Genomic DNA, 22,446 nt, shown 5'->3' with positions numbered 1-22,446 from the left:
AGTCGTTGACGGGCCGTCAGAAAATCTATTTAATTCACCTCGTCGCCCAGATAGCTCAGTCGGTAGAGCAGAGGATTGAAAATCCTCGTGTCGGCGGTTCGACTCCGTCTCTGGGCACCACCTTCAAGCTTCTGGTGGTTGCAAAGTTACCCGAAGCGACAGCAAGAAACCCGCCTAGTGCGGGTTTTTTGTTGTCTTGGATTTACTGCCCTGCCCCCTCTCTGCCGTTGACCGGTATCAACAAGCCCTCTATCGCCCAGTCTCAAAATTGCAGGTGGACATTCGACCCAACCTCGCAAGGACCTCCATGAGCGAAGAAGCCACCCTCCTGCTCCCCGCCCCCGGCGAATCCTCTTCCCCCGCCCCTGCCGCACCTCGCACGCGCCGCCCTCGCCAACGCAAACCCGAGCCCACCATCACCCAGGTCAGCCAGGCCCCGGCCGCGCTTGAAGTGGCCAGTGCTCCGAAAGGCAGTAATGAAGACAGCACCTCGGCGCGCCTGCCAGCCAGCTACCCGTACCGCACCCGCCTGCGCCGCCAGGATTACGAAAAGGCCAAGCATGCGCTGCAGATCGAGCTGCTGAAGGTACAAAGCTGGGTCAAGGAAACCGGCCAGCGCGTGGTGATCCTGTTCGAGGGGCGTGACGCGGCGGGCAAAGGTGGCACGATCAAGCGCTTCATGGAGCACCTGAACCCACGCGGCGCACGGATCGTCGCGCTGGAGAAGCCTTCCCAGCAGGAGCTGGGGCAGTGGTATTTCCAGCGTTACATCCAGCACCTGCCCACGGCGGGTGAAATGGTCTTCTTCGACCGCTCCTGGTACAACCGCGCCGGGGTCGAGAAGGTGATGGAGTTCTGCTCGCCGCTGCAGTACCTGGAATTCATGCGCCAGGCACCGGACCTGGAGCGGATGCTGTGCAACAGCGGCATCCTGCTGTTCAAGTACTGGTTCTCGGTGAACCGTGAAGAGCAACTGCGCCGCTTCATCTCGCGCCGGGACGACCCGCTCAAGCACTGGAAGCTGTCGCCCATCGACATCAAGTCGCTGGACAAGTGGGAGGACTACACAGCAGCCAAGGAGGCGATGTTCTTCCATACCGATACTGCCGATGCGCCATGGACGGTGATCAAGTCGGATGACAAGAAGCGCGCGCGGATCAACTGCATCCGGCATTTCCTGCATTCGCTGGATTACCCGGGCAAGGACCACCGCGTGGCGCATGCGCCGGATGAACTACTGGTCGGCCGTGCATCGCGCGGGTTCGAGGAGGACGAGCCGACACCGCTCGCCAGTTGAATCGCCCGGGCTGCTGCGCTTCAATACGCGCAATTTCCGAACACCCCAAGGATTCACCCCATGGCCACCCCAACCAAGCAACAGAAACGCGCCAAACGCGCCGCCAGCAAAGCCAAGCAGAACCGCATGGTGCGCAGCGGCCAGGCGGTCAAGGCCAGCGCCGGTGACAGCGCGAGCATCGAGCAGGTGTTCAACAAGGCCATGGAGACCGACAGCTACAAAGAGCTGTTCGACAAGATGAAGGCCGCCCAGGAAACCGGCCTGGTGGCGATGATCTCGGTGTTCCTGGTCGACCCGCTGCTGGCCCTGGTACTCAAGGGCCACAAGGAAGAACACGCCACCGACTACATCGTGCTGGTGTTCAACGCCTACCGTACCTGGCTCGACGGCGCCGATGAAGACACCACCATGGCCTGGCTGGAGAGCGATGAATTCCAGGAAGCCTATATCGCCGCTTCCGAGCTGGTGGCCAAGCAGCAGCAACAGCAGAAGCAGTTTGGCTGACAGGCCCGCACAGGCAACAAAAAAGGCCGCGTCCTGTGCAGGACGCGGCCTTTTCATTTCAAGCAGCGCGGATCAGTTGTCCAGCGCCACCCGCCCGGCAGCTTCACGCTTGCGGTGCACCAGCAAGCCCGCCGCCACCACACCAATGCTCAGCAGCGCAGTCGCGATGATCTCGGCACGGTGATCCTCACGCAGCGCCATCACTGCCAGCACGGCGACGATGAAGGCGATGGTCGCCCAGGTCAGGCCCGGGAACAGCCACATCTTGAAGTCGATTTTCTCGCCACGCGCTTCACGCTGGCTGCGCATGCGCAGCTGCGACACGGCAATCACCAGGTACACCAGCAGCGCGATGGCGCCGGAGCTGGCCAGCAGGAACTCGAACACCTGGGCCGGAGCCACGTAGTTGGCGAACACGCAGAGGAACGCGGCAGCGGTCGACAGCAGCACAGCCACATGCGGGGTAGCCGCCTTGGTGGTGCGCTGGGCGATGGCCGGGGCGTCGCCACGCTTGCTCAGCGAGAACAGCATGCGCGACGAGGTGTACAGCGCCGAGTTCAGGCAGCTGGTCACGGCAACCAGTACCACGATGTCGACGATCAGCTTGGCGTTCGGCACGCCGATGCGGCTCAGCACGGTCTGGTAGGAACCGACTTCGGCCAGGGCCGGGTCGTTCCACGGCACCAGGGCCACGACCAGGAAGATCGACACCAGGTAGAACAGGCAGATCCGCCAGATCACCGAGTTGGTAGCACGGCTGATCTGCTTGCCCGGGTCTTTCGATTCGGCAGCCGCAATGGTGACGATTTCGGTACCCATGAACGAGAACATGGTGGTCAGCATGGCCGCCAGCACCGCACCCAAGCCGTTAGGCATGAAGCCCTGGGTATCGAACAGGTGCGCAGCGCCGCTCACCTGGCTGCTAGGCACAAAGCCGAACATGGCGATGCAACCGACAACGATGAAGCCGATGATCGCCAGCACCTTGAGCAGGGCGAACCAGAACTCGAACTCACCGTAGTTCTTGACGCTGCACAGGTTGGTCAGGGTCAGCGCCAGGGTAATAAGGAGGGAGAAGGCCCACAGGTCCACGGACGGGAACCAGGCGTGGAGAATGGCCGCAGCGGCGTTGGCTTCCAGCGGAATCACCAGCACCCAGAACCACCAGTACAACCAGCCAATGGTGAAACCGGCCCAGCGGCCAATGGCGCGGTCGGCATAAGTAGAGAACGAGCCCGTATCCGGCGAGGCGATCGCCATTTCGCCAAGCATGCGCATCACCAGTACGACCAAGGTACCAGCGGCGGCGTAGGCCAGCAGCACGGCCGGGCCGGCAGCTGCGATGGCATGGCCGGAACCCACGAACAGACCGGCGCCGATGACGCCAGCAATGGACAGCATGGTGACATGCCGTTGTTTGAGCCCCTGAGCGAGGTCATTGGAATTGTTACCGCTCATTAAAACTACCTTTGTAAGGAGTGGACCACTCCGACTGCGGGAACAGAGCGCACCTGGGGTTGACCTAGGCGTCGCTGCAATCGGCGGATTCCTACTGGCAATAAGCGCGCCATGTGCCAAGTACATTCGTCAGATGGATAGCCCAACCTTCAAACGGCGCGGGTTGCAGGCCATTCGGCCAACCCTTGACCGAAAGGTCGCCAAATCCCCCTGCCACTTCCGGATTACTGAAATACCCACTTACAAACGCACCAAAGGTGCTCCCCGGTAACACCTTTGCACCAGCGCAAGCCACAAAAGTGCAACCCAAGGGTACAACCCTCCACCCCCGGATCAACAGGCCGAAGTCGCACCCACAGCCGCGGGCCAGACCCGCGAATGGTCTAAAACAGCTTCCCAGTGCCGGCCAAAACTGGCACCATCGCGCCTTTTTTCATCAAGGCTATGGAGCTGGGCGAGACCCTTTGCGGACATCGGCGCGACGTTGCACTGCAACGATGCGACAAACTGCCCCGGCAACGCCTTGAGCCCCCTGCGACCCTGTTGGCCGTCATATTGCCGCTATGCTAGCGTGGCGCTCGCCAGGAAGGCCGCCAACAGCTGGGAACGCACCCGATCACATGAGGACCGCACATGGCCCAGGCCACGCCCGCGCTGGAAATCCGCAATCTGCACAAACGCTACGGCGAGCAGGAAATTCTCAAGGGCATTTCGCTGACCGCGCGCGACGGTGACGTGATCTCCATCCTGGGGTCGTCCGGCTCCGGCAAGTCCACTTTGCTGCGCTGCATCAACCTGCTGGAAAACCCCCACCAGGGCGAAATCCTCGTTGCTGGCGAGAGCCTAAAGCTCAAGGCCGCCAAGAACGGCGACCTGATCGCCGCCGACAACCGCCAGATCAACCGCCTGCGCAGCGAGATCGGCTTCGTCTTCCAGAACTTCAACCTGTGGCCACACATGTCGATCCTCGACAACATCATCGAGGCACCACGCCGCGTGCTCGGCCAGAGCAAGGCCGAGGCCATCGAAGCCGCCGAAGCGCTGCTGAATAAGGTCGGCATCTACGACAAGCGCCACAGCTACCCCGCCCAGCTTTCCGGTGGCCAGCAGCAACGTGCTGCCATCGCCCGCACCCTGGCCATGAAGCCCAAGGTCATCCTGTTCGACGAGCCGACCTCGGCGCTCGATCCGGAAATGGTCCAGGAAGTGCTTAACGTTATCCGCGCACTGGCCGAAGAAGGCCGTACCATGCTGCTGGTGACGCACGAGATGAACTTTGCCCGCCAGGTGTCCAGTGAAGTCGTCTTCCTGCACCAGGGCCTGGTTGAAGAGCAAGGATCGCCGCAGCAGGTCTTCGAGAACCCGACCTCGGCGCGTTGCAAGCAATTCATGTCCAGCCACCGCTAACGGAGCAATACATGCACACTTACAAGAAGTTCCTCCTGGCAGCTGCTGCCACGCTGGTGATGTCGGCAAACGCCATGGCCGCGGAAAAACTGCGCATGGGTATCGAAGCCGCCTACCCACCGTTCAACAACAAGGATGCCAGCGGTAACGTCGTCGGCTTCGACAAGGACATCGGCGACGCCCTGTGCGCCAAGATGAAGGTCGAGTGCTCGGTGGTCACCTCCGACTGGGACGGCATCATACCGGCCCTGAACGCCAAGAAGTTCGACTTCCTGGTGTCGTCGCTGTCGATCACCGACGAGCGCAAGCAGGCCGTCGACTTCACCGACCCGTACTACTCCAACAAGCTGCAGTTCATCGCGCCGAAAAATGTCGACTTCAAGACCGACAAGGCTTCGCTCAAGGGCAAGGTGATCGGCACCCAGCGCGCCACCCTGGCCGGCACCTGGCTGGAAGACAACTACGGCAACGACGTAGAGATCAAACTGTACGACACCCAGGAGAACGCCTACCTGGACCTGGTCTCCGGCCGCATCGACGGCATCCTGGCCGACAAGTACGTGCAGTACGAGTGGCTCAAGAGCAAGGACGGCATGAACTTCGAGTTCAAGGGCGAGCCTGTGGTCGACAGCGACAAGATCGGCATCGCCGTGCGCAAGGGCGACCCGCTGCGCGAAAAGCTGAACGCCGCCCTGGCAGAAATCAAGGCTGACGGTACGTACAAGAAGATCAACGACAAGTACTTCCCATTCAGCATCGAATGATCCGCCCCGACCTGCGCGCCCACGGGGCGCGCAAGTCCCTAAAATGACCTGCCCATGAATATCGACCTGCACGGATTCGGTCCGGCCATGATGGCCGGCACCCTGATGACCGTAAAACTGGCGCTCTGCGCCCTGCTGCTAGGCCTGGTGCTGGGCCTGCTCGGCGCCCTGGCCAAGACTTCTTCGGTCAAGCCACTGCAGTGGCTTGGCGGTTTCTACTCGACCCTGGTACGCGGCGTGCCCGAGCTGCTCTGGGTCCTGCTTATCTACTTCGGCACCGTCGGCCTGATGAGCAGCCTCGGCGAAGCCCTGAACATGCCCGGCCTTGAGCTCAGCGCCTTTGCCGCGGGTGTCATCGCCTTGGGCCTGTGCTTCGGCGCCTACGCCACTGAAGTGTTCCGCGGCGCGATCCTGGCAATCCCCAAGGGCCACCGTGAGGCCGGCCTGGCACTGGGCTTGTCCAAGGGCCGCATCCTGTCGCGGATCATCCTGCCGCAGATGTGGCGCATTGCCCTGCCGGGCCTGGGCAACTTGTTCATGATCCTGATGAAGGACACCGCGCTGGTGTCGGTGATCGGCCTGGAAGAAATCATGCGTCACGCGCAGATCGGCGTGACCGTGACCAAAGAGCCGTTCACCTTCTACATGGTTGCCGCCTGCATCTACCTGAGCCTGACCATCGTCGCCATGACCGGCATGCACTTCATGGAAAAACGCGCCGCTCGCGGCTTTGCGAGGGCTGAATAATGAATTGGGAAGTCATCATCAAGTGGCTGCCGCGCCTGGCCCAGGGCGCGACCCTGACCCTGGAGCTGGTGGCCATCGCCGTGGTTGCCGGGTTGATCCTGGCCATCCCGCTGGGCATCGCCCGCTCCTCGCGCCACTGGTACGTGCGCGCCGTGCCGTTCAGCTACATCTTCTTCTTCCGTGGCACGCCACTGCTGGTGCAGCTGTTCCTGGTCTACTACGGCCTGGCGCAGTTCGACGCAGTGCGTTCCAGCTCGCTGTGGCCGTACCTGCGCGATCCGTTCTGGTGCACGGTGCTGACCATGACCCTGCACACCGCCGCCTACATTGCCGAGATCCTGCGCGGTGCGCTGCAGTCGATCCCCAAGGGTGAGATCGAGGCGGCACGGGCGCTGGGCATGTCGCGGGGCAAGACGCTGTTCTACATCATGCTGCCGCGCGCCTCGCGCATCGGCCTGCCGGCGTACAGCAACGAAGTGATCCTGATGCTCAAGGCCAGCGCCCTGGCCAGTACCGTGACCCTGCTGGAACTGACCGGCATGGCCCGTACCATCATTGCCCGGACCTACCTGCCGGTGGAGATCTTCTTCGCTGCCGGGGTGTTCTACCTGGTAATCTCGTTCGTGCTGGTGCAAGGCTTCAAGCTGCTGGAGCGCTGGTTGCGCGTGGACGCCTGCCAGGGCCGTTAAACCTTCACTGCCGTCTTCGCCGGTAAACCCGCCCCTACAGGATACGTACCCCTGTAGGAGCGGGTTTACCCGCGATAGGGCTTTGAAAAACACCACACATCTCAAACCCTACCCATGTCCACCTACCTCTACAGCCACCACCTGAGCAACCGCTTCCTGGCCCTCGACCAGTTCCTGACCGAGCACCAACCGCTGTGGAAACCCCGCCCCTTCACTGCCCTACACCTGGACTGGGAAGGCAAATACCCCGAACTCGCCGCCCACCTGCGCCAATGCTCACTGGCCGACGCCGACGCCGACATCAACCCGCACGGCCTGCCGGCCCCGTTCCCGCAACTGGCCGCACAAGCCGGGCAACTGTCAGCCCTGGGCGAGCTCCCCGATACCGGCCTGCCCGCCGCTGGCCACCGCCTTGATGTCGCCGTGCCCGGCCGCAAATGGCAGCAGATCGAAGCCTTCAGCCGCCGCCTGGGCTTTCGCGAACACACTCGCCACTGGCTCGACTGGTGCTCCGGCAAAGGCCACCTCGGCCGCCGCCTGCTGCAACCCGGCCAGCAGCTGACCTGCCTGGAGTACAACCCTGAGCTGGTCGCCGCCGGCCAGGCCCTGAGCGATCACCATCACCTGCCCGCGACCCACGTCCAGCAGGACGTGATGGCTGCCGGCAGCACCCAGCACCTGAACCACGAGAAAAGCGTGGTCGCCCTGCATGCCTGCGGCGAACTGCACATGCACCTGCTGCGCCAGGCCAGCCAGCAAGGCTGCCGCCACCTGGCCGTGGCCCCTTGCTGCTACAACCGCATCCCGGGCGAGCACTATCAGCCGTTATCCACAGCCGCGCAGAACTCGCCACTGCAGTTGAGCTTGATCGACCTGGGCTTGCCGCTGAACGAAGCCGTCACCGCCAGCGCCCGTGTGCGCCATCAGCGCGATTGCTCCATGGCCCGCCGCCTGGGCTTCGACCTGCTGCAGCGTGAACAGCGCCAATGCGACGAATACCTGTCCACCCCTTCCCTGCCTGTCGCCTGGCTGGACAAGCCTTTCGAGCAGTACTGCCGTGAGTTGGCCGACCTGCGCCAGGTCGAGCTGAGCGGCAACCCGGACTGGGCTGCGCTGGAGGCCGCCGGCTGGCAGCGCCTGGCCGAGGTACGCAACCTCGAACGCCTGCGCAACCTGTTCCGCCGCCCACTGGAGCTATGGCTGGTGCTCGACCGCGCCCTGTTCCTCGAAGAACAGGGCTACCTCGTTCGCGTGGGCACTTTCTGCGATTACCCGCTCACGCCACGCAACCTGTTGCTGATCGCCGAACGTGACCGTTAGCCGCAGCACAACCTGTGGATAACTCTGTGAACAAGCTTTTGATGAGTGGATGGAGCCAAGCGCTATTTCAAGCGATTGGCTTATTCCAGCATGGGCCTCAAGCCCAGTAAAAACAGGTATTTGCGCAAAGACCGGCGGTATCGAGAAGCGGCATGCCTTTCGCGCAAGGCGGCAATGCCTCTTGTGCATAAACAAATTTTCGATTAGGCAAATGGCCCCCTTTGTGGAGGCGGGCTTGCACGCGAAAGGGCCGCCGAATCAATGCACCTTGTTCTTGGCAATCTCGATATCGTTCATCAGCGCCTTGGCCAGGGCCAGCAGATAGTCGGCAGCGCCCAACAGCTTATGGTCATCTTCCATATCCCCCTCGCGCACAAGGTGCTTGATATAGCCGAGCAACACCGACACATGCTCCTAGGCATGGTCGATCGGGATACCCGGTTGCACGCGTAGCAGGTCCACAGTCGGGTTTCCTGCTTCCAGGAAGGTCTCTACACCTGCCGTGACGATGGTATTAGCGGCATCACTCATGCGCCTGCCCCTCTTCATCGCGCACGCTCGCTACCGCATGCTGGAACAGGGTCAATGCCGAGTCGGCCGCAAAGGGGGTTGGATTAATACATAGGGTGGATCAAGTACGATTTTTTCATGACAGCAGCTCCTTGAATAGAACCACCACATGGACCTTTCTCACGGGTTCAGGTGGCAGTCGTACACGGGGTGAGAAAACCGAGGGAGCTACAAAGCTCGGCCAGACCGAAGTCTGCCCGCGTACGACCGCCATAACTGACTAGCCGAAATAGCTCCTTGTCGGGTTTCTCACACCCGGTCACCAGGAATTGGCAACCCAGGAACGTTATCCCTGGGCCACTTCCCCGCCAACAGAGAAGGGTCGACTAGCCGCGTAGGATAATTCCCAACCCCCCAATCCTGAAGCATTGGATCTCAAGTTCAGAATTCCCTCACAAAATCACCACGGTCCCTGTAGAAACGGGTTCACCCGCGAAGAGGCCCGACGGTGTATCATCCGCCCCCCAAATCATTAAAAAGCAACGTCGCACGCTGCCCGCCAGCCCTGCGACCGTCTGGCGTTGCGCCAGAATCGACAATGGACTAACGGACTAAACCATCGTGACCCAAGCCAAATCCCTTGCCCTGCTGGCTTTCACCCTGACCCTGGGCGCCTGCGCCAACAGCCCTGCCCCACACCCTGCGAGCAACCTGGACTGGAACACCCCCGGCATGCAGCTGGGCGGCGACAACGGCCTCCCCCTGCGCGTCGACAGCCCCTGCCGCAAGCGTGGCTGCGACAACGACAAGCTGTTCTTCAACCCTGGAAAGAACGAGCCGAGCGTCAACACCATCCATCGCGGCTGGTAAGAAAATATCCTTTTGGGCCGGTGACTTAGCCTATTTTCACGCTTTCGCAAGGAAGTGGTTTACAGGCGCCAACCGATCGTTATAATGACGCCCCATTGCCGGTATAGCTCAGATGGTAGAGCAACTGACTTGTAATCAGTAGGTCCCGGGTTCGATTCCTGGTGCCGGCACCATACGCAGTATCAAAAAAGGCTCACCGAAAGGTGGGCCTTTTTTGTTTTCAGCTTGAAACGACTTCCTATCAGGCAGCTTTCTGCTCCAACATCTCCCACCCTAAACAAGCCAGCGCTAACGTACGCGGCACCGCTTCACGTCCACTGCTATAGCGGCTGATGCTGCGAGCACTCACCCCAAGCGCTTCGGCTGCCTGGTCGAGCGTCATCCTGTGTCGTAGACGCCAGCGAATGAAGATTCGGGTGTTCTCATCAGGGGCAGTCTGGGCGAGCGCGTCCAGTAATAGCGTGTCGGCACCAATCTGAATATCCAGCTCCGGCCACTCCACAGACCACCCCCCATCGCCCAACGTGACACCGTCAAACGCTTTACGCTCAACCAGTGGTGCCAATCCCGGATAAGCCCTCAAAGCGTCGCTCATATCCAGGATGAACTGTTGACCATTGGTAAAGGTCAGTTCGAGGCAGGCGCCCGAGCGAGGCTGAACCGCTCGCAAGCGGGGACGTTTCATCGATGCCATTTCATCCACTCCTTCAGAAGATCGGCCTGATTGGCCGCGGCCTCTTGCATCACTTTGGCAGGCGCTCTGCCCTGCGTAACAGTCACAGTTTCCAGACTGATCACCACATCGACCCCACCTCCCGTGAGGTGCACATGAGGGGGCAGATGATCCCTTTCCCTTAGCTCAATACGATACTTTTCGCGAAATCGGTATTTGGTAGACATGGCTCGACCGTATCGCCAATTTGGCGATACATCAAGAAACGGCTAGGTAGCCTTGAATACTCTGTGTCCACCCGGCGGCACACACTTTGATTTGAGCTTGGGGGCCGCTTTGCGACCCATCGCTTTGGTTCGTCGCCACGACCAGCGCGGTTCCCACAAGGGATGCGCAAGCCTTGAGAGCGCAGCGGGCTTGCCGATGATGGACTGCGCCGTGCGACGAGCGGCGAAGATCGATAATCCGCAGGTGGGCATAATGGCATCGCGACCTACCCCCTATCCGCTTATTCAATCCGCCATTGCGAGCGCCTCTGTAATGAATGCCGAAATCCGTTACTCGATCATCCTGGAGCACAACGCTGAAGTGCTGCTTGCCAATGCCTCCATGGCGCAGGTCGAGGCATTCTGGGATGCCAACGACTCCCGTTACTTCGGCTTACGCATGGAAGACCCATGCGGCGCGCATGTGCGAGTAATGGTTACCGATGACATGCCAGATGACGAGGCTGTGCTATAGCCCCCGCTGCTTGTTCATAGCCTGCTGGGTATCCCCTGCCCTGGCAAAAGGGGCCGCTTTGCGGCCCCCATTGATCAGAACGCAGTGCTGACGCTCAGCGACATGTTGCGCGGGTCACCGTAGATCGCCCCGGCATAGAACCCGTACTGGGTGTAGTAGTGCTTGTCGAACAGGTTGTCGACATTGAGGCTCACCGTGGTGTCATCCGTGAGCTGGTACTTGGCCATGGCATTCCAGATCGCATAACCGGACCAGTTCACATCAGTCGCGCCCGCACTCACGCCATTCACCGGCTGCCCAGCCGGGCTGGAAATCGCGCGGATGTTGGTCTGCGCCTTTACTCCCGCACCCAGGGTCAGGCGGTCCAGCGGGCCAGACAGCCGATAGGTGGTCGAGGCCTTGAACAGGTGCGACGGGTCACTGCGCCCGTCGCTGTCGACGCGGCGCAAGTGCAGGTAGGTGTAGCCGGCATAGACGTTCCAGTTCGGCGTCAGCGCACCTGCAATTTCCAGGTCGATACCGTCAGTTTCCTGGCCCGTGCCGGCCTTGTAAGCATCACCACCGGTCGGCGTGGTCAGGCCGTCGTCGAGCACCGCCTTGTTTTGCTGCTTGGTGCGGAAATACGCCGCCGAGGCGTTCAGGCGACCGTCCAGCCATTCGCCCTTGATGCCGGTCTCGTAGCTCTGGCCGCGAATCGGCTCGACCTTGGTACCGCTTTCAGTCTCGGCCGTCTGCGGGTTGAAGATGTCGGTGTAGCTGGCGTACAGCGAGTAGGTGTCGTTAAGGTCGTACACCGCGCCCAGGTACGGGGTGACGATGCCGTTGTTCTGCTGGTTGCTGCGCACGCCGGCGACACTGTTGGTGGTTGCCGAATAATCGGTGGTGCGCACGCCGACGATGACCGACAACGGGTCGGTGATGCTCAGGCGGGTGGCCGCGTACATGCCCTGCAGGCGCGTGGTGGTCTTGGTGTGCAAGCCGGTGCGCGAGGCGATCATGTCGTAGTCGCTGTCCACCCCGTCGTGCCAGTCCGTGACCGGGAAACCGTTGTTGGCGCGGAACTGGCAGCCTGCCGAAGGCGCACTGATGCGGTCATTGCCGACAATGGTGCAGGTGTACTGCGGCGACCAGGCCACGGTGCGGCTGTCGTTGTAGCCGACCATCGCCTGGTGGGTACGGCCGAACAGCTGGAACGGGCCGGACAGGTCGATCTGCGCCGACTGTTGGGTGGTGTCGCTGGAGCTGTGCAGGCCGTTGAGCACGGCGCCGCTGCCATCCTGGTCCCAGTAACCGCCGTAGCTGCCACGGCCAGCCGAGTTGACCTTGGCCAGGCCACGGTGGTTGAGCACTTCGGCAGTGCTCTGGGCGGCCTTCAGGTCCAGGGTCCAGTCGTTGTCGAAGCGGTGCTCCAACGAACCGAAGGCGGTGCGGGTGGTGTACTCGCCAAAGCTCCAGCTCGGCACCACGTTGGTGCTGCGCGGCAGGTCGGTCTTGCTGCCGTCCTTGTACCAGATGGGGATATTGGCGCCCCAGCCGCCGCCAACCACCTTGTTGTATTCGTACTGGTAACCGGCGCCAATCGTGGTGGCATCGTCGATGTCGAACGCGAAGTTGGCCAGGGCCGCACGCGAGCGTTCGGACTGGTTGTCGCGGAACGAGTTGGAATCGCCCTGGGTCATCACCAAGCGCGAACGCAGGCGGCCGTCTTCGGACAGCGGCAGGTTGAGGTCGGCGCCCAGGCGGCGTTTGTCCCAGCTGCCGTAGGTAGCGTAGGCGCTGCCGCCAAAGGTCCGGGTCGGTGCCTTGCGGATCAGGTTGACGGTGGCCGACGGGTCGCCAGTGCCGCCGAGCAGGCCGTTGGCGCCGCGGACGATGTCGATGCGCTCGTACAGGTCCATGTTCAGCGCGTTGCCGCCACCGCTGAAGTCGGAACCGCCCTGAAATTGCAGGCCGTCAACCTTCCAGTTGCTGATCGAGTAGCCACGGGCACGGAAGTCGGTGCGCCCACCCACTTCGGACTTGGTGGCACTCACGCCTGGCGTGGTGTCCAGCGCCTGTTCGATGGAGTGCACATCGCGGTCGTCCATCTGCTGCCGGGTGATGGTGGTGACCGACTGCGGCGTCTGCCGGGGCGTAAGCTTCAGGCCGGTGGAGCTGCGGGTGCTTTCTACCGTGTAGCCGAGCTGGCCGGTGTCATCTGCGGACACCAGCGCACTGTCCTCGATCTGTGTGGCTTCCAGCTCCAGGGGCTGGCTTTCGGCAGCCAAGGCGCTGCCACTGATGGCGACGGCAACGAAGAAGGCAAGCGGGTGCTGGCGGCTACTACCCCGGACAACAGCAGTGAAGTCGTTCATGGCGATCTTGGGATTCATTTGGGAAGTCTTCGTATTTGCAGATGATTTTTTGTTACGATTCTAGGGATCCGCCCTTTGGGCTCCATACCCGGCTTGTACGGGGATGTAATAGAACGTAACGAGCGCTGCCGGCCCTCCCGAACAGGTGTTTTCCCGATGAGCACGACCTTGCTGGTTGTCGACGATGACGACGAGATCCGCGAACTTCTTTGTGATTACCTTACCGATGCCGGCTACACCGTACTGGCGGCAGCAGACGGTGAAGGCATGCGCGAGCAACTGGCTGCGAGCAAGGTCGACCTGGTGGTGCTCGACGTGATGCTGCCTGGCGAGGACGGCTTGAGCCTTTGTCGCCAGTTGCAAGCGACGCCGGGCCTGGCGGTGATCATGCTGTCGGCCAAGGGCAGTACGCTGGACCGCATCATCGGCCTGGAAGTGGGCGCCGACGACTACCTGGCCAAGCCATTCGAACCGCGCGAACTGATCGCCCGCATCAAGGCGGTGCTGCGCCGCCCGCAACGCCTGGATACCCCGGCCGAAGCAGCCGCTGCCCCAGCCGAGCGTTTCGCCGGGTTCAGCCTCGATCACGTCAAGCGCCTGCTGACCCGCCCCGACGGCACAACCCTCACCCTGCCCCGCTCCGATTACCGGGTGCTGCGTGAACTGCTGGAAGCCAACAACCGTGTGGTCTCGCGCGATCAGCTGACACGCAGCGCGTTTGGCCGCGATCACCACCCCGATGACCGCTCGGTGGACATGTGCATCAGCCGCCTGCGCCAGCAACTGCGCCGTGCGCCGGCCAGCGACATCCAGATCCTGACCATCCGCAACGAAGGCTATCTGCTGAGCATCGCCCGTGCCGAGGCAGGCGGCTGAAATGCGTTGGCTCCGCCGCCTGTGGCCGCGCACGCTGTTTGGCCAGCTGCTGCTGATCATGGTCAGCGGCACGCTGGTGATCCAGTTGATGTCGAGCAGCATCTGGTTCGATGTGCGTTTCGCCCAGGTGCTCGAGGCACCGATCCGGCTCATGGCCGCGCGCAGCGCCCCGCTGATTGCGCAGGCCGACTGCCACACGGAACAGTTGCAGGTGCCGGTGCACTATCAGCTGCGCTGCGCCGAAAGCGAACCCACGCAACAGCAGGATCAGCGGCGCGGGCACCGGCGCGTCGAACTGCTGCTGCAGCAGGCGCTCAAGTACGAACTGGGCCATGCCCAGGAGGTGCGCCTGCTGATGGTGCAACTGACCGATGAACAGGGCCAGCCGATCGTCTGGCGCAGCCTGTTCGGCCTGCGCACGGCCCAGGCGCATATCCAGTTCGCCGTACCGTTGCCCGACGGCCATTGGCTGAGCATCGACGGCCAGGAACTGCAAGGCTGGAGCGGCGAGTCGGCGTGGGTGCTGATCAGTGACTACCTGCTGCGGGTCTATGCGCTGCGCATCGTCGCCGTGCTGCTGGTCTGCCTGATCGCGGTGCGCCTGTGCCTGCGCCCGTTGCGGCGCCTGGCCGACGCGGCGCGCGGGCTGGGCAGCAACCTCGAGCAGCCGGCACTGGCCCTGGACGGCCCCGAGGAAGTGCGCCAGGCCGCGCTGGCCTTCAACGCCATGCAACAGCGCCTGATCGCCATGGTCAACGACAAGGCCTACTTCCTGGCTGCCGTGTCCCACGACCTGCGCACCCCGCTGACACGCATGCGCCTGCGCCTGGAGCGGCTGCCAGACGACGAGCAGCGCGAACGCCTGCGGCAGAACATCACCCAGATGGACAACATGATCGGCCAGGTGCTCGACTACCTGCGTGCTGGCGAACAGCAGAACCTCCAGCTGGTCGACCTCGACCGGCTGGTGGCGCGGCTGTGCGTCGACCTTGCCAGCAGTGCCGAGCCCTTGCCTGTGCACGGCAAGGGCGGCAGCCTGCGGGTCGATGCCCTGTTGCTGCAACGCTGCCTGCAGAACCTGGTGGTCAATGCCCTGCGTTATGCCAGGGAGGTTTCGGTGACCCTGGAAACCGCCATCACCGGCGTGTACATCCATATCGACGACCGCGGCCCCGGCATCGCGCCGGGCCTGCTGGCCACCATCAGCGATCCGTTCGTGCGTGGCGAAGGTTCGCGCAACCAGGCGTCCGGGGGCTATGGGCTGGGGCTGAGCATCGCCCAGCGCATCGCCAGCAGCCATGGCGGCGAACTGCTGCTGCGCAATCGTGAAGGCGGCGGTTTGCGCGTCAGTGTACTGCTGCCTCGGTGATCCAGCCCCGCGTTCAGGTAATAGTCTTTTACCAAAACCCCAGGTTTTCCGAACCTGCGGTTTGCCTATCCTAGGCCGCGTCATCCAGCCTGCGATGGACCCATGAAAGACTCGCTCCCCAGCCGTTATGCCTGCCTGGCCCTGTGCCTGCTGTTCACCTTCGCCAGTATCCCGTTCCTTGCCCAGCACAGTTGGCTCTGGCCGCTGACGGTGGTTACCGCCCTGCTCAGCCTGGTCGGCCTCAACGACCTGCGCCAAAGCCACCACGCGGTGCGGCGCAACTACCCGATCCTGGGCAATATCCGCTACCTGATCGAGACCATCCGCCCCGAAATCCGCCAGTACCTGATCGAAGGTGACGACGACAAGCTGCCGTTCTCCCGCTCGCAGCGTTCGCTGGTATATGCCCGGGCCAAGAACGAGAGCGCCGAGAAAGCCTTCGGCACGCTCAACGATGCCTACAAGCCTGGCTTCGAATTCATCAGCCACTCGATGCTGCCGGTCGCCACACCCGACCCGGCATCATTGCGCATTGCCATCGGCGGGCCGCAATGCCGCCAGCCCTACTCCGCGTCGATCTTCAACATCTCGGCCATGAGTTTTGGCGCGCTCAGTGCCAACGCGATTGCCGCACTCAACCAGGGCGCACGCCTTGGCCGCTTTGCCCATGACACCGGCGAGGGCAGCATCAGCCCTTACCACCGCGAGCATGGCGGCGACCTGATCTGGGAAATCGGCAGCGGCTACTTCGGTTGCCGCACCGAAGACGGCGGTTTCGACGCGCAACGCTTCGCCGAGCAGGCACGCAGCCCGCAGGTGAAGATGATCGAAATCAAGCTCAGCCAGGGCGCCAAGCCCGGCCATGGCGGGATTCTGCCGGCACACAAGGTCAGCCCGGAAATCGCTGCCACCCGCGGTGTGCGCGTGGGCGAAGACTGCATCTCGCCGGCCGCGCACAGTGCGTTCCGCACCCCGGTGGAGCTGCTGCACTTCGTCGCCAGCCTGCGCGAGCTGTCGGGCGGCAAGCCGGTGGGCTTCAAGTTCTGCCTGGGCCACCCGTGGGAGTTCATGGGCATCGCCAAGGCCATGCTGGTCACCGGCATCACCCCAGACTTCATCGTCGTCGACGGCAAGGAAGGCGGCACCGGCGCGGCGCCTCGGGAGTTCAGCGACAACATGGGCGTGCCGATGCGCGAAGGCCTGATGTTCGTGCACAACACCCTGGTCGGCCTGAACCTGCGCTCAAGCATCCGCATCGGCGCCGCGGGCAAGATCGTCAGCGCCTTCGATATCGCCAGCGTGCTGGCCATCGGCGCCGACTGGGTCAACTCGGCCCGTGGCTTCATGTTCGCCATCGGCTGCATCCAGTCGCAAAGCTGCCACACCAACAAATGCCCGACCGGCGTCGCCACGCAGGACGCCCTGCGCCAGCGTGCACTGGTCGTACCCGACAAGGCCGAGCGGGTGGCCAGCTTCCATCGCAACACGCTGCATGCCCTGGCCGAAATGCTCGCGGCCGCAGGGCTGGAGCACCCGTCGGAGCTCAAGCCCAAGCACCTGGCGCGGCGTATCAGCACCAGCCAGATCAGCCTGTTTTCCGACCTGCACCAATTCCTCAAGCCTGGCGAATTGCTCAGCGGCTCGATCGAAAGCGAGTTCTATGCGCGGATGTGGCGGATGGCGCGCAGTGACAGCTTTGCGCCGGAGACAGGCGAGGTAGCGGGCGCACCGGTATCGGCCAGGGTGCACCGCAAAGAAGCAGCCCCGGCATAAGCCGGGGCTGTTCGGGACGCTCGGTCAGGATCAGAAGATGCTGATCGGGTACTCGACGAATACGCGGACTTCGTTGCCGTCGTCGTTGTAGCCGTTCTGCTGTACCGCGTTGTTGGTACGCAGCCAGGAACCACGCAGCTTGACCGACAGGTCCTTGGCCGGGCCGTCCTGAACGACGTAGCGCAGCTGGTTGAAGATTTCGCGCTCTTTACCTTCGCCGAAGCCGTGGGTGTTGATGTTGTCACCCGCCACGTAGGCGATCTTGTAGGTCAGGCCCGGCATGCCGAAGGCGCCGAAGTCCAGGCCGTAGGCGAGCTGCCAGGAGCGCTCGTCTTCGGCGTTGAAGTCGGACCAGTAGGAGTTGGCCAGGTAGATGGTCGAACCACCGTCACCCACGCCACCGCGGTCCTGGTACCAGCCGTAGTTGTAGCCGGTGCTGCCGGTGCTGCGCTGGTGCGCCAGGGTCACCGAGTGCGGGCCGAAGGCGTAGGTGGCCGCCAGGCTCCAGATGGTGTTTTCGTCACCGGTCAGTTCGGCTTTCTGGACGTACTTGCTGTTGATGTCCGACTTGTAGCCGTTGAAGTCCAGGGTCAGGGACTGGTCTGCCGCGATCGGGAAGACGTAGTTCATGCCCAGGTAGTGCTTCTTCATCACGTCTTCGATGTTCGACGTGTAGGCGGAAGCGGTGAAGTTGTCGGTGAACTTGTAGCTGCCACCGAATACGTCGATCGACTTCAGGTGGCCGCTGTCACGACCTTCGGCGCTCTTGCGCGCTTGCTCGGTGAAGTGACCGGCGTTCAGCTCCAGGCCTTCGATCTCCTTGGAGGTGATGAAGGTACCGGTGTAGCTCTCGGGCAGCAGGCGGCTGTCGTCGTACTGCAGAACCGGCAGCTCAGGCATCATGTCACCGTACTTGAGCACGGTGTTGGAGACGCGGAACTTGATGGCAGCGCCACCGCGGGCCAGGTTGTGCGGCGAATTGGTCGGCGCGGTGTCGCTTGGCTTGAAGAAGTCGATGCCGGCCCCGCCATTACGGCCTTTGCCACCATCCAGGCGCAGTGCATACAGGCCAAAGGCGTCAACGCCCACACCTACGGTGCCTTGGGTGAAGCCGGAGGAGAATTTGCCGATGAACGCCTGGCCCCATTCGCTCTGATCGTTCTTGCCGTGCTTCTTGTCACGGTTGATGTAGGCATTGCGCAGCAGAACGTTGGCGTGGCTGTCCTCGAGGAAGCCCTTGCTGTCGGCCTGATCGTTGGCCTGTGCCTGGGTCGCGGCGATCATCGCCAGGGCGACCAGGCTGATCCTGGTTTTCAACATGTTGTTTTCCTTATTTCCAAATCAAAAACGCTTTGCACTATTACGCCAGGAACCAACGCCCCTTCGTAGGTTCGACGCTATGCGGATCCGAACTGAAAGGCCCGCCGATCATGGGATGGCGGGCTTTTCGCAGCAGCATGGCCATGGGTGGCCAGCAAGCGTTGGCCGAATCCTATCCGTGTGCGATTACAAATGTCAAAAAGTCGTGAATTGCAGGTTGATATGACCAAATTCGAGGAATGACTTGGTGCATTTCCATGCAGGTTTGCCAATACGAAAGGCAATTTCTCTTTTGTAGGATTGGCCCTCTTGACCTATCAGACAAATCCCGGCGAACCCTTGCAACGGCTTGCCAGGCCACAAACGAAAACGCCACCGCAATAGCGGTGGCGTTTTTTTTGGGGCGGGCTCCTGCCCTGGTCAGTGCCAGACCCCCAGCAGCGCATCCAGCTCAGCGTCGCTGATCAGCCCTTGAGGATAGCGGCCGTCAAGCAGACGTCGTGGGTCGGTCGTCCTGACCCGTTTGCCTCCATGGTGTTTCAACCACTGCGCCACAACCCTGAGCGAGTGGTGATTGACTGCCGATGGGCGCAAAGCCGTCTCACTTGCTGCGTTCATGTCCACACGTACTCCCTGGGCCCGTGAGCGGCTAATTTACGTCTTGATTGTTACAGGACGGTGTGCCCGGCCTGCCTGGGTAACTCCCTGAAAAACAATACAAAACGTATGCCACGCAGCCTTCCGGATATCGTCGGAGCAAAAAAAACCCGTCATCTGACGGGCTTTTTCGTGTGGCAGCTATCAGCGCTTGAACGGTGCCGGCTGCTGCTGGGTCAGGCAATGTATGTTGCCACCGCCAAGCAGCAGCTCACGGCCCGGGATCATCACCACTTCGTGGTCCGGGAAGACCTTGGCAAGAATCGCTCTGGCCTGCGCATCTGCCGGGTCATTGAAGCTCGGTGCAATGATGCCGCCGTTGACGATCAGGAAGTTCACGTACGAACCGGCCAGGCGCACCGACGGGTCGCGCTCCTGGCTGCCGGCCACCTGATCGACACCGGCGCATTCTTCTTCTGTGGCAAACAGCGGACCAGGGATCGGCATCTTGTGCACCACAAACTCGCGGCCTTTGGCATCACGGGTGTTTTTCAGCACCTCGTAGGCGGCGTGGCAACGGGCGTAGTTGGGGTCGTTGGAATCATCCGTCCAGGCCAGTAACACTTCGCCCGGGCTTACGTAACAGCAGAAGTTGTCGACGTGGCCGTCGGTTTCGTCGTTGTACAGGCCATCGGGCAACCAGACGATGGTTTCCACCGCCAAGTGCTCGCGCAGGGTCTCTTCGATCTGCTCGCGGTTCAGGTGTGGGTTGCGGTTGCGGTTGAGCAGGCACTCTTCGGTGGTGATCAGGGTGCCTTCACCATCGACATGGATCGAACCGCCTTCCAGCACGAAGCCTTCGGTGTGGTAGCGCTGGCAGCGCTCCATTTCCAGCACCTTGGCCGCCAGTTCCTCATCGCGGTTCCACGGCGCATACAGGCCACCGTCGAAGCCGCCCCAGGCGTTGAAGCCCCAGTCCACACCGCGCACTTCACCGTGGTCGTTGATCACGAAGGTCGGGCCGGTGTCACGCACCCAGGCGTCATCGTTGCTGATTTCCACCACACGAATGTTCGGCAGGTCGAGCTGACGACGGGCGTTTTCGTACTGACCGGCGGAAACGGCTACCGTTACCGGCTCGAAGCGGGCAATTGCCTTGGCCAGGGTGACATGGGCCGCCTGAGCTGGTTTGCCGCCCAGGCGCCAGTTGTCCGAGCGCTCTGGCCAGACCATCCAGACCTGGCTTTGCGGCGCCCATTCGGCGGGCATGTGGAAACCGTCGGCGCGGGGGGTGGAATTGAGGGTTTTCATGGGTAACCTCTGCAAAGGCACTAGGCCGATGGTCGATGGATAGCAAGTGAATGTGACATTTCCGACGGTGCAGGATGCCGGCGGCATTTGGCTAATTTATAACCGATACATATCGACTTTAGAAGCCTAAAATACGATTAATGATTGATAAATTTCTACTTTTGACCGATATCAATCGACAAGTGGTCAGCCAAGATCAATCGGGTATCGACGTTCGATATAATTGTTTGGCGCAGGCTGCACCAGCATGCCAAAAAGCCTCAAGATGAAACCTGTTTCATCTTTCTGCTTGAAAAGCCGAGCTTGTGGCCGATAACCCGGTGCAAAGATGAAATCGACAGGTGGGCTCGTGCTGGCTCACCGCCAGCCGATCTAGGCTCAGTTTGCCAAGGCGGCGGACTTAGAGCGGACCTTTCAAGGTCGGACCTTCAGCACACTGACCGAAGAATTTCCATGAACATCATAGCGACCGAGATACCCGACGTAGTCATCATCGAACCAAAGGTCTTCGGCGACAGCCGTGGCTTCTTCTTCGAAAGCTTCAATGCCCGCGAATTCAAGAAGCAGACCGGGTTTGACGGCCATTTTGTCCAGGACAACCATTCGCGCTCCCAGCGCGGCGTGCTGCGCGGCCTGCATTACCAGATCGACAACCCTCAGGGCAAACTGGTGCGCGTGGTGCAGGGCGAAGTGCTGGACGTGGCCGTGGACATCCGCCGCAGTTCGCCGTACTTCGGCCGCTGGGTAGCCCGGCGCCTGACCGCCACCGACCACCTGCAGTTCTGGATTCCACCGGGGTTCGCCCATGGCTTCCTGGTGCTGAGCGAAACAGCCGACTTCCTGTACAAGACCACCGATTATTACAACCCTGCCGCCGAGCGCTCGATCCGTTGGGACGACCCTGACCTGGCCATCGACTGGGGGGTGGAGAACCCGACCCTGTCGGCCAAGGACCAGGCGGCCGTGCGGTTGAAAGACGCGGACCTGTTCCCATGAAAATCCTCGTCTGTGGCCACCATGGCCAGGTCGCTCAGGCGCTGCAGGCGCAATTGAACGGGCTTGGCGAAGTGCATCTGCTTGGCCGCGATCAACTGAACATGGCACGGCCCGAGGCGCTGCGCGAACCACTGCGACGCCTTGCCCCGCAGCTGATCATCAACGCCGCCGCCCATACCGCGGTGGACCAGGCCGAAAGCGAAGCCGACCTGGCCTTCGCGATCAATGCAGAAAGCCCACGGGTTCTGGCCGAAGAGGCGGTGCGCCTGGGTGCGCCGCTGATCCACTACTCCACCGACTATGTCTTCGATGGCGAAAAGGCCTTGCCCTACACCGAGCTCGACCACCCCAACCCGCTGGGGGTCTACGGCCGCAGTAAACTGGCCGGGGAGCAAGCCATCACCGCAGTGGATGGTGAACACCTGATTTTGCGCACCAGCTGGGTCTACTCGCTGTACGGGCGCAACTTCCTGCTGACCATGCAACGCCTGCTGCAGGAAAAACCGCAGCTGCGCGTGGTCAGCGACCAGGTCGGCGCCCCCACCTGGGCCACGACCATCGCCGTCGCCACCCGGGAACTGATCGAGCGCTGGCAAGCCGGGCGGCGCGGCGCCTGGGGCACCTATCACCTCACCGCCCAAGGCGAAACTTCCTGGTTCGGCTTCGCCCAGGCCATCGGCGAGCAGCTCAAGGCGCGCGGCCTGCCCTGCGCCGAGCTGCTGCCGATCCCGTCCAGCGAGTACCCGACCCCAGCGCGCCGCCCGGCCAACTCACGCCTGGACTGCTCGCGCCTGGCCCGTGAGTGGGACGTACACCTGCCGCACTGGCACCAGGCACTGATCGACTGCCTCAAGTAGCGCATAATTGCGC

General features: G+C 62.1%; 21 protein-coding genes, 2 tRNA genes and 1 pseudogene. 16 read left to right on the top strand and 8 right to left on the bottom strand.

Going from position 1 to position 22,446, the window contains the following annotated elements:
- Positions 1-44 precede the first annotated feature (44 nt).
- From F6X59_RS14930 to F6X59_RS14920, 3 genes are all read left to right on the top strand, one after another.
- Positions 45-120 (top strand) — tRNA-Phe (locus F6X59_RS14930).
- A 187-nt stretch (positions 121-307) separates the two neighbouring features.
- Positions 308-1,297: a polyphosphate kinase 2 gene (ppk2, locus tag F6X59_RS14925; RefSeq protein WP_152956867.1), complete on the top strand. Its 990-nt coding sequence runs from the start codon at positions 308-310 to the stop codon at positions 1,295-1,297.
- Positions 1,298-1,357: 60 nt separating this feature from the next.
- Complete coding sequence (locus F6X59_RS14920) at positions 1,358-1,801, top strand: hypothetical protein (RefSeq protein ID WP_110639159.1); 444 nt, start codon at positions 1,358-1,360, stop codon at positions 1,799-1,801.
- A gap of 72 nt (positions 1,802-1,873) precedes the next feature.
- On the opposite strand, the gene gabP is transcribed toward F6X59_RS14920, so the two are convergent.
- The gene (gabP, locus tag F6X59_RS14915) at positions 1,874-3,259 is read right to left on the bottom strand and encodes a GABA permease (RefSeq protein ID WP_152956866.1); all 1,386 of its coding nucleotides are present in this window, start codon (positions 3,257-3,259) and stop codon (positions 1,874-1,876) included.
- A gap of 633 nt (positions 3,260-3,892) precedes the next feature.
- On the opposite strand from gabP, the gene F6X59_RS14910 reads away from it, so the two are divergent.
- The 5 genes from F6X59_RS14910 (at position 3,893) to F6X59_RS14890 (ending at position 8,186) form a co-directional block, all read left to right on the top strand.
- Complete coding sequence (locus F6X59_RS14910; protein ID WP_085677911.1) at positions 3,893-4,666, top strand: ABC transporter ATP-binding protein; 774 nt, start codon at positions 3,893-3,895, stop codon at positions 4,664-4,666.
- 11 nt (positions 4,667-4,677) lie between these two features.
- The gene (locus F6X59_RS14905; RefSeq protein ID WP_152956865.1) at positions 4,678-5,430 is read left to right on the top strand and encodes an ABC transporter substrate-binding protein; all 753 of its coding nucleotides are present in this window, start codon (positions 4,678-4,680) and stop codon (positions 5,428-5,430) included.
- 54 nt (positions 5,431-5,484) lie between these two features.
- Positions 5,485-6,177 (top strand): ABC transporter permease, encoded by a 693-nt coding sequence (locus tag F6X59_RS14900; RefSeq protein ID WP_152956864.1) that lies wholly within the window; start codon positions 5,485-5,487, stop codon positions 6,175-6,177.
- The gene (locus F6X59_RS14895; protein ID WP_054886716.1) at positions 6,177-6,866 is read left to right on the top strand and encodes an ABC transporter permease; all 690 of its coding nucleotides are present in this window, start codon (positions 6,177-6,179) and stop codon (positions 6,864-6,866) included. The genes F6X59_RS14900 and F6X59_RS14895 overlap by 1 nt, the downstream gene beginning before the upstream one ends.
- 114 nt (positions 6,867-6,980) lie before the next feature.
- Complete coding sequence (locus F6X59_RS14890) at positions 6,981-8,186, top strand: methyltransferase (RefSeq protein WP_152956863.1); 1,206 nt, start codon at positions 6,981-6,983, stop codon at positions 8,184-8,186.
- A gap of 258 nt (positions 8,187-8,444) precedes the next feature.
- Here the strand turns inward: F6X59_RS14890 and F6X59_RS14885 are convergent.
- Positions 8,445-8,717 (bottom strand): annotated as a pseudogene (locus tag F6X59_RS14885) (DUF3077 domain-containing protein).
- 600 nt (positions 8,718-9,317) lie between these two features.
- Between F6X59_RS14885 and F6X59_RS14880 the strand changes: the two are divergent.
- On the top strand, positions 9,318-9,566 hold the full coding sequence (locus F6X59_RS14880) for a hypothetical protein (RefSeq protein WP_346654149.1): 249 nt from the start codon (positions 9,318-9,320) through the stop codon (positions 9,564-9,566).
- 97 nt (positions 9,567-9,663) lie between these two features.
- Positions 9,664-9,739: transfer RNA gene (locus F6X59_RS14875), tRNA-Thr, on the top strand.
- Between the two features lie 68 nt (positions 9,740-9,807).
- Here the strand turns inward: F6X59_RS14875 and F6X59_RS14870 are convergent.
- Both F6X59_RS14870 and F6X59_RS14865 read right to left on the bottom strand, forming a co-directional pair.
- Positions 9,808-10,260 carry a DUF2442 domain-containing protein gene (locus F6X59_RS14870; protein WP_152956862.1) on the bottom strand — a complete coding sequence of 151 codons (453 nt, stop codon included), beginning with the start codon at positions 10,258-10,260 and terminating at the stop codon, positions 9,808-9,810.
- A complete protein-coding gene (locus tag F6X59_RS14865; protein WP_152956861.1) occupies positions 10,248-10,466 on the bottom strand; it encodes a DUF4160 domain-containing protein in 219 nt (72 codons plus the stop codon). Before F6X59_RS14865 ends, F6X59_RS14870 begins: the two co-directional genes overlap by 13 nt.
- Before the next feature lie 313 nt (positions 10,467-10,779).
- Between F6X59_RS14865 and F6X59_RS14860 the strand changes: the two genes are divergently transcribed.
- Positions 10,780-10,980: a hypothetical protein gene (locus tag F6X59_RS14860; RefSeq protein WP_152956860.1), complete on the top strand. Its 201-nt coding sequence runs from the start codon at positions 10,780-10,782 to the stop codon at positions 10,978-10,980.
- Positions 10,981-11,054: 74 nt separating this feature from the next.
- Here F6X59_RS14860 and F6X59_RS14855 read toward each other — a convergent pair whose 3' ends face one another.
- Complete coding sequence (locus tag F6X59_RS14855) at positions 11,055-13,352, bottom strand: TonB-dependent siderophore receptor (RefSeq protein WP_372240396.1); 2,298 nt, start codon at positions 13,350-13,352, stop codon at positions 11,055-11,057.
- 138 nt (positions 13,353-13,490) lie between these two features.
- On the opposite strand from F6X59_RS14855, the gene F6X59_RS14850 reads away from it, so the two are divergent.
- The 3 genes from F6X59_RS14850 (at position 13,491) to F6X59_RS14840 (ending at position 17,352) form a co-directional block, all read left to right on the top strand.
- Positions 13,491-14,210, top strand: coding sequence for a response regulator (locus F6X59_RS14850; protein ID WP_152956859.1), 720 nt, complete (start codon positions 13,491-13,493; stop codon positions 14,208-14,210).
- Between the two features lies 1 nt (position 14,211).
- Positions 14,212-15,579 (top strand): ATP-binding protein, encoded by a 1,368-nt coding sequence (locus tag F6X59_RS14845; RefSeq protein ID WP_152956858.1) that lies wholly within the window; start codon positions 14,212-14,214, stop codon positions 15,577-15,579.
- A 102-nt stretch (positions 15,580-15,681) separates the two neighbouring features.
- Complete coding sequence (locus F6X59_RS14840) at positions 15,682-17,352, top strand: FMN-binding glutamate synthase family protein (RefSeq protein WP_152956857.1); 1,671 nt, start codon at positions 15,682-15,684, stop codon at positions 17,350-17,352.
- A 30-nt stretch (positions 17,353-17,382) separates the two neighbouring features.
- On the opposite strand, the gene F6X59_RS14835 is transcribed toward F6X59_RS14840, so the two are convergent.
- From F6X59_RS14835 to aguA, 3 genes are all read right to left on the bottom strand, one after another.
- Complete coding sequence (locus F6X59_RS14835) at positions 17,383-18,672, bottom strand: OprD family porin (protein ID WP_152956856.1); 1,290 nt, start codon at positions 18,670-18,672, stop codon at positions 17,383-17,385.
- Between the two features lie 420 nt (positions 18,673-19,092).
- Positions 19,093-19,290, bottom strand: a complete 198-nt coding sequence (locus F6X59_RS14830; protein WP_152956855.1) for a hypothetical protein — start codon at positions 19,288-19,290, stop codon at positions 19,093-19,095.
- A gap of 183 nt (positions 19,291-19,473) precedes the next feature.
- The gene (gene aguA, locus F6X59_RS14825) at positions 19,474-20,580 is read right to left on the bottom strand and encodes an agmatine deiminase (protein ID WP_152956854.1); all 1,107 of its coding nucleotides are present in this window, start codon (positions 20,578-20,580) and stop codon (positions 19,474-19,476) included.
- 453 nt (positions 20,581-21,033) lie between these two features.
- Between aguA and rfbC the strand changes: the two genes are divergently transcribed.
- Both rfbC and rfbD read left to right on the top strand, forming a co-directional pair.
- Positions 21,034-21,576: a dTDP-4-dehydrorhamnose 3,5-epimerase gene (gene rfbC, locus F6X59_RS14820; protein WP_152956853.1), complete on the top strand. Its 543-nt coding sequence runs from the start codon at positions 21,034-21,036 to the stop codon at positions 21,574-21,576.
- The gene (gene rfbD / locus F6X59_RS14815) at positions 21,573-22,433 is read left to right on the top strand and encodes a dTDP-4-dehydrorhamnose reductase (RefSeq protein ID WP_152956852.1); all 861 of its coding nucleotides are present in this window, start codon (positions 21,573-21,575) and stop codon (positions 22,431-22,433) included. Before rfbC ends, rfbD begins: the two co-directional genes overlap by 4 nt.
- Positions 22,434-22,446 lie beyond the last annotated feature (13 nt).

It is taken from the genome of Pseudomonas sp. MN1F (assembly GCF_009391885.1).
Taxonomy (GTDB): Bacteria; Pseudomonadota; Gammaproteobacteria; order Pseudomonadales; family Pseudomonadaceae; genus Aquipseudomonas.
This window is presented reverse-complemented; position numbering and strand designations above follow the sequence as displayed.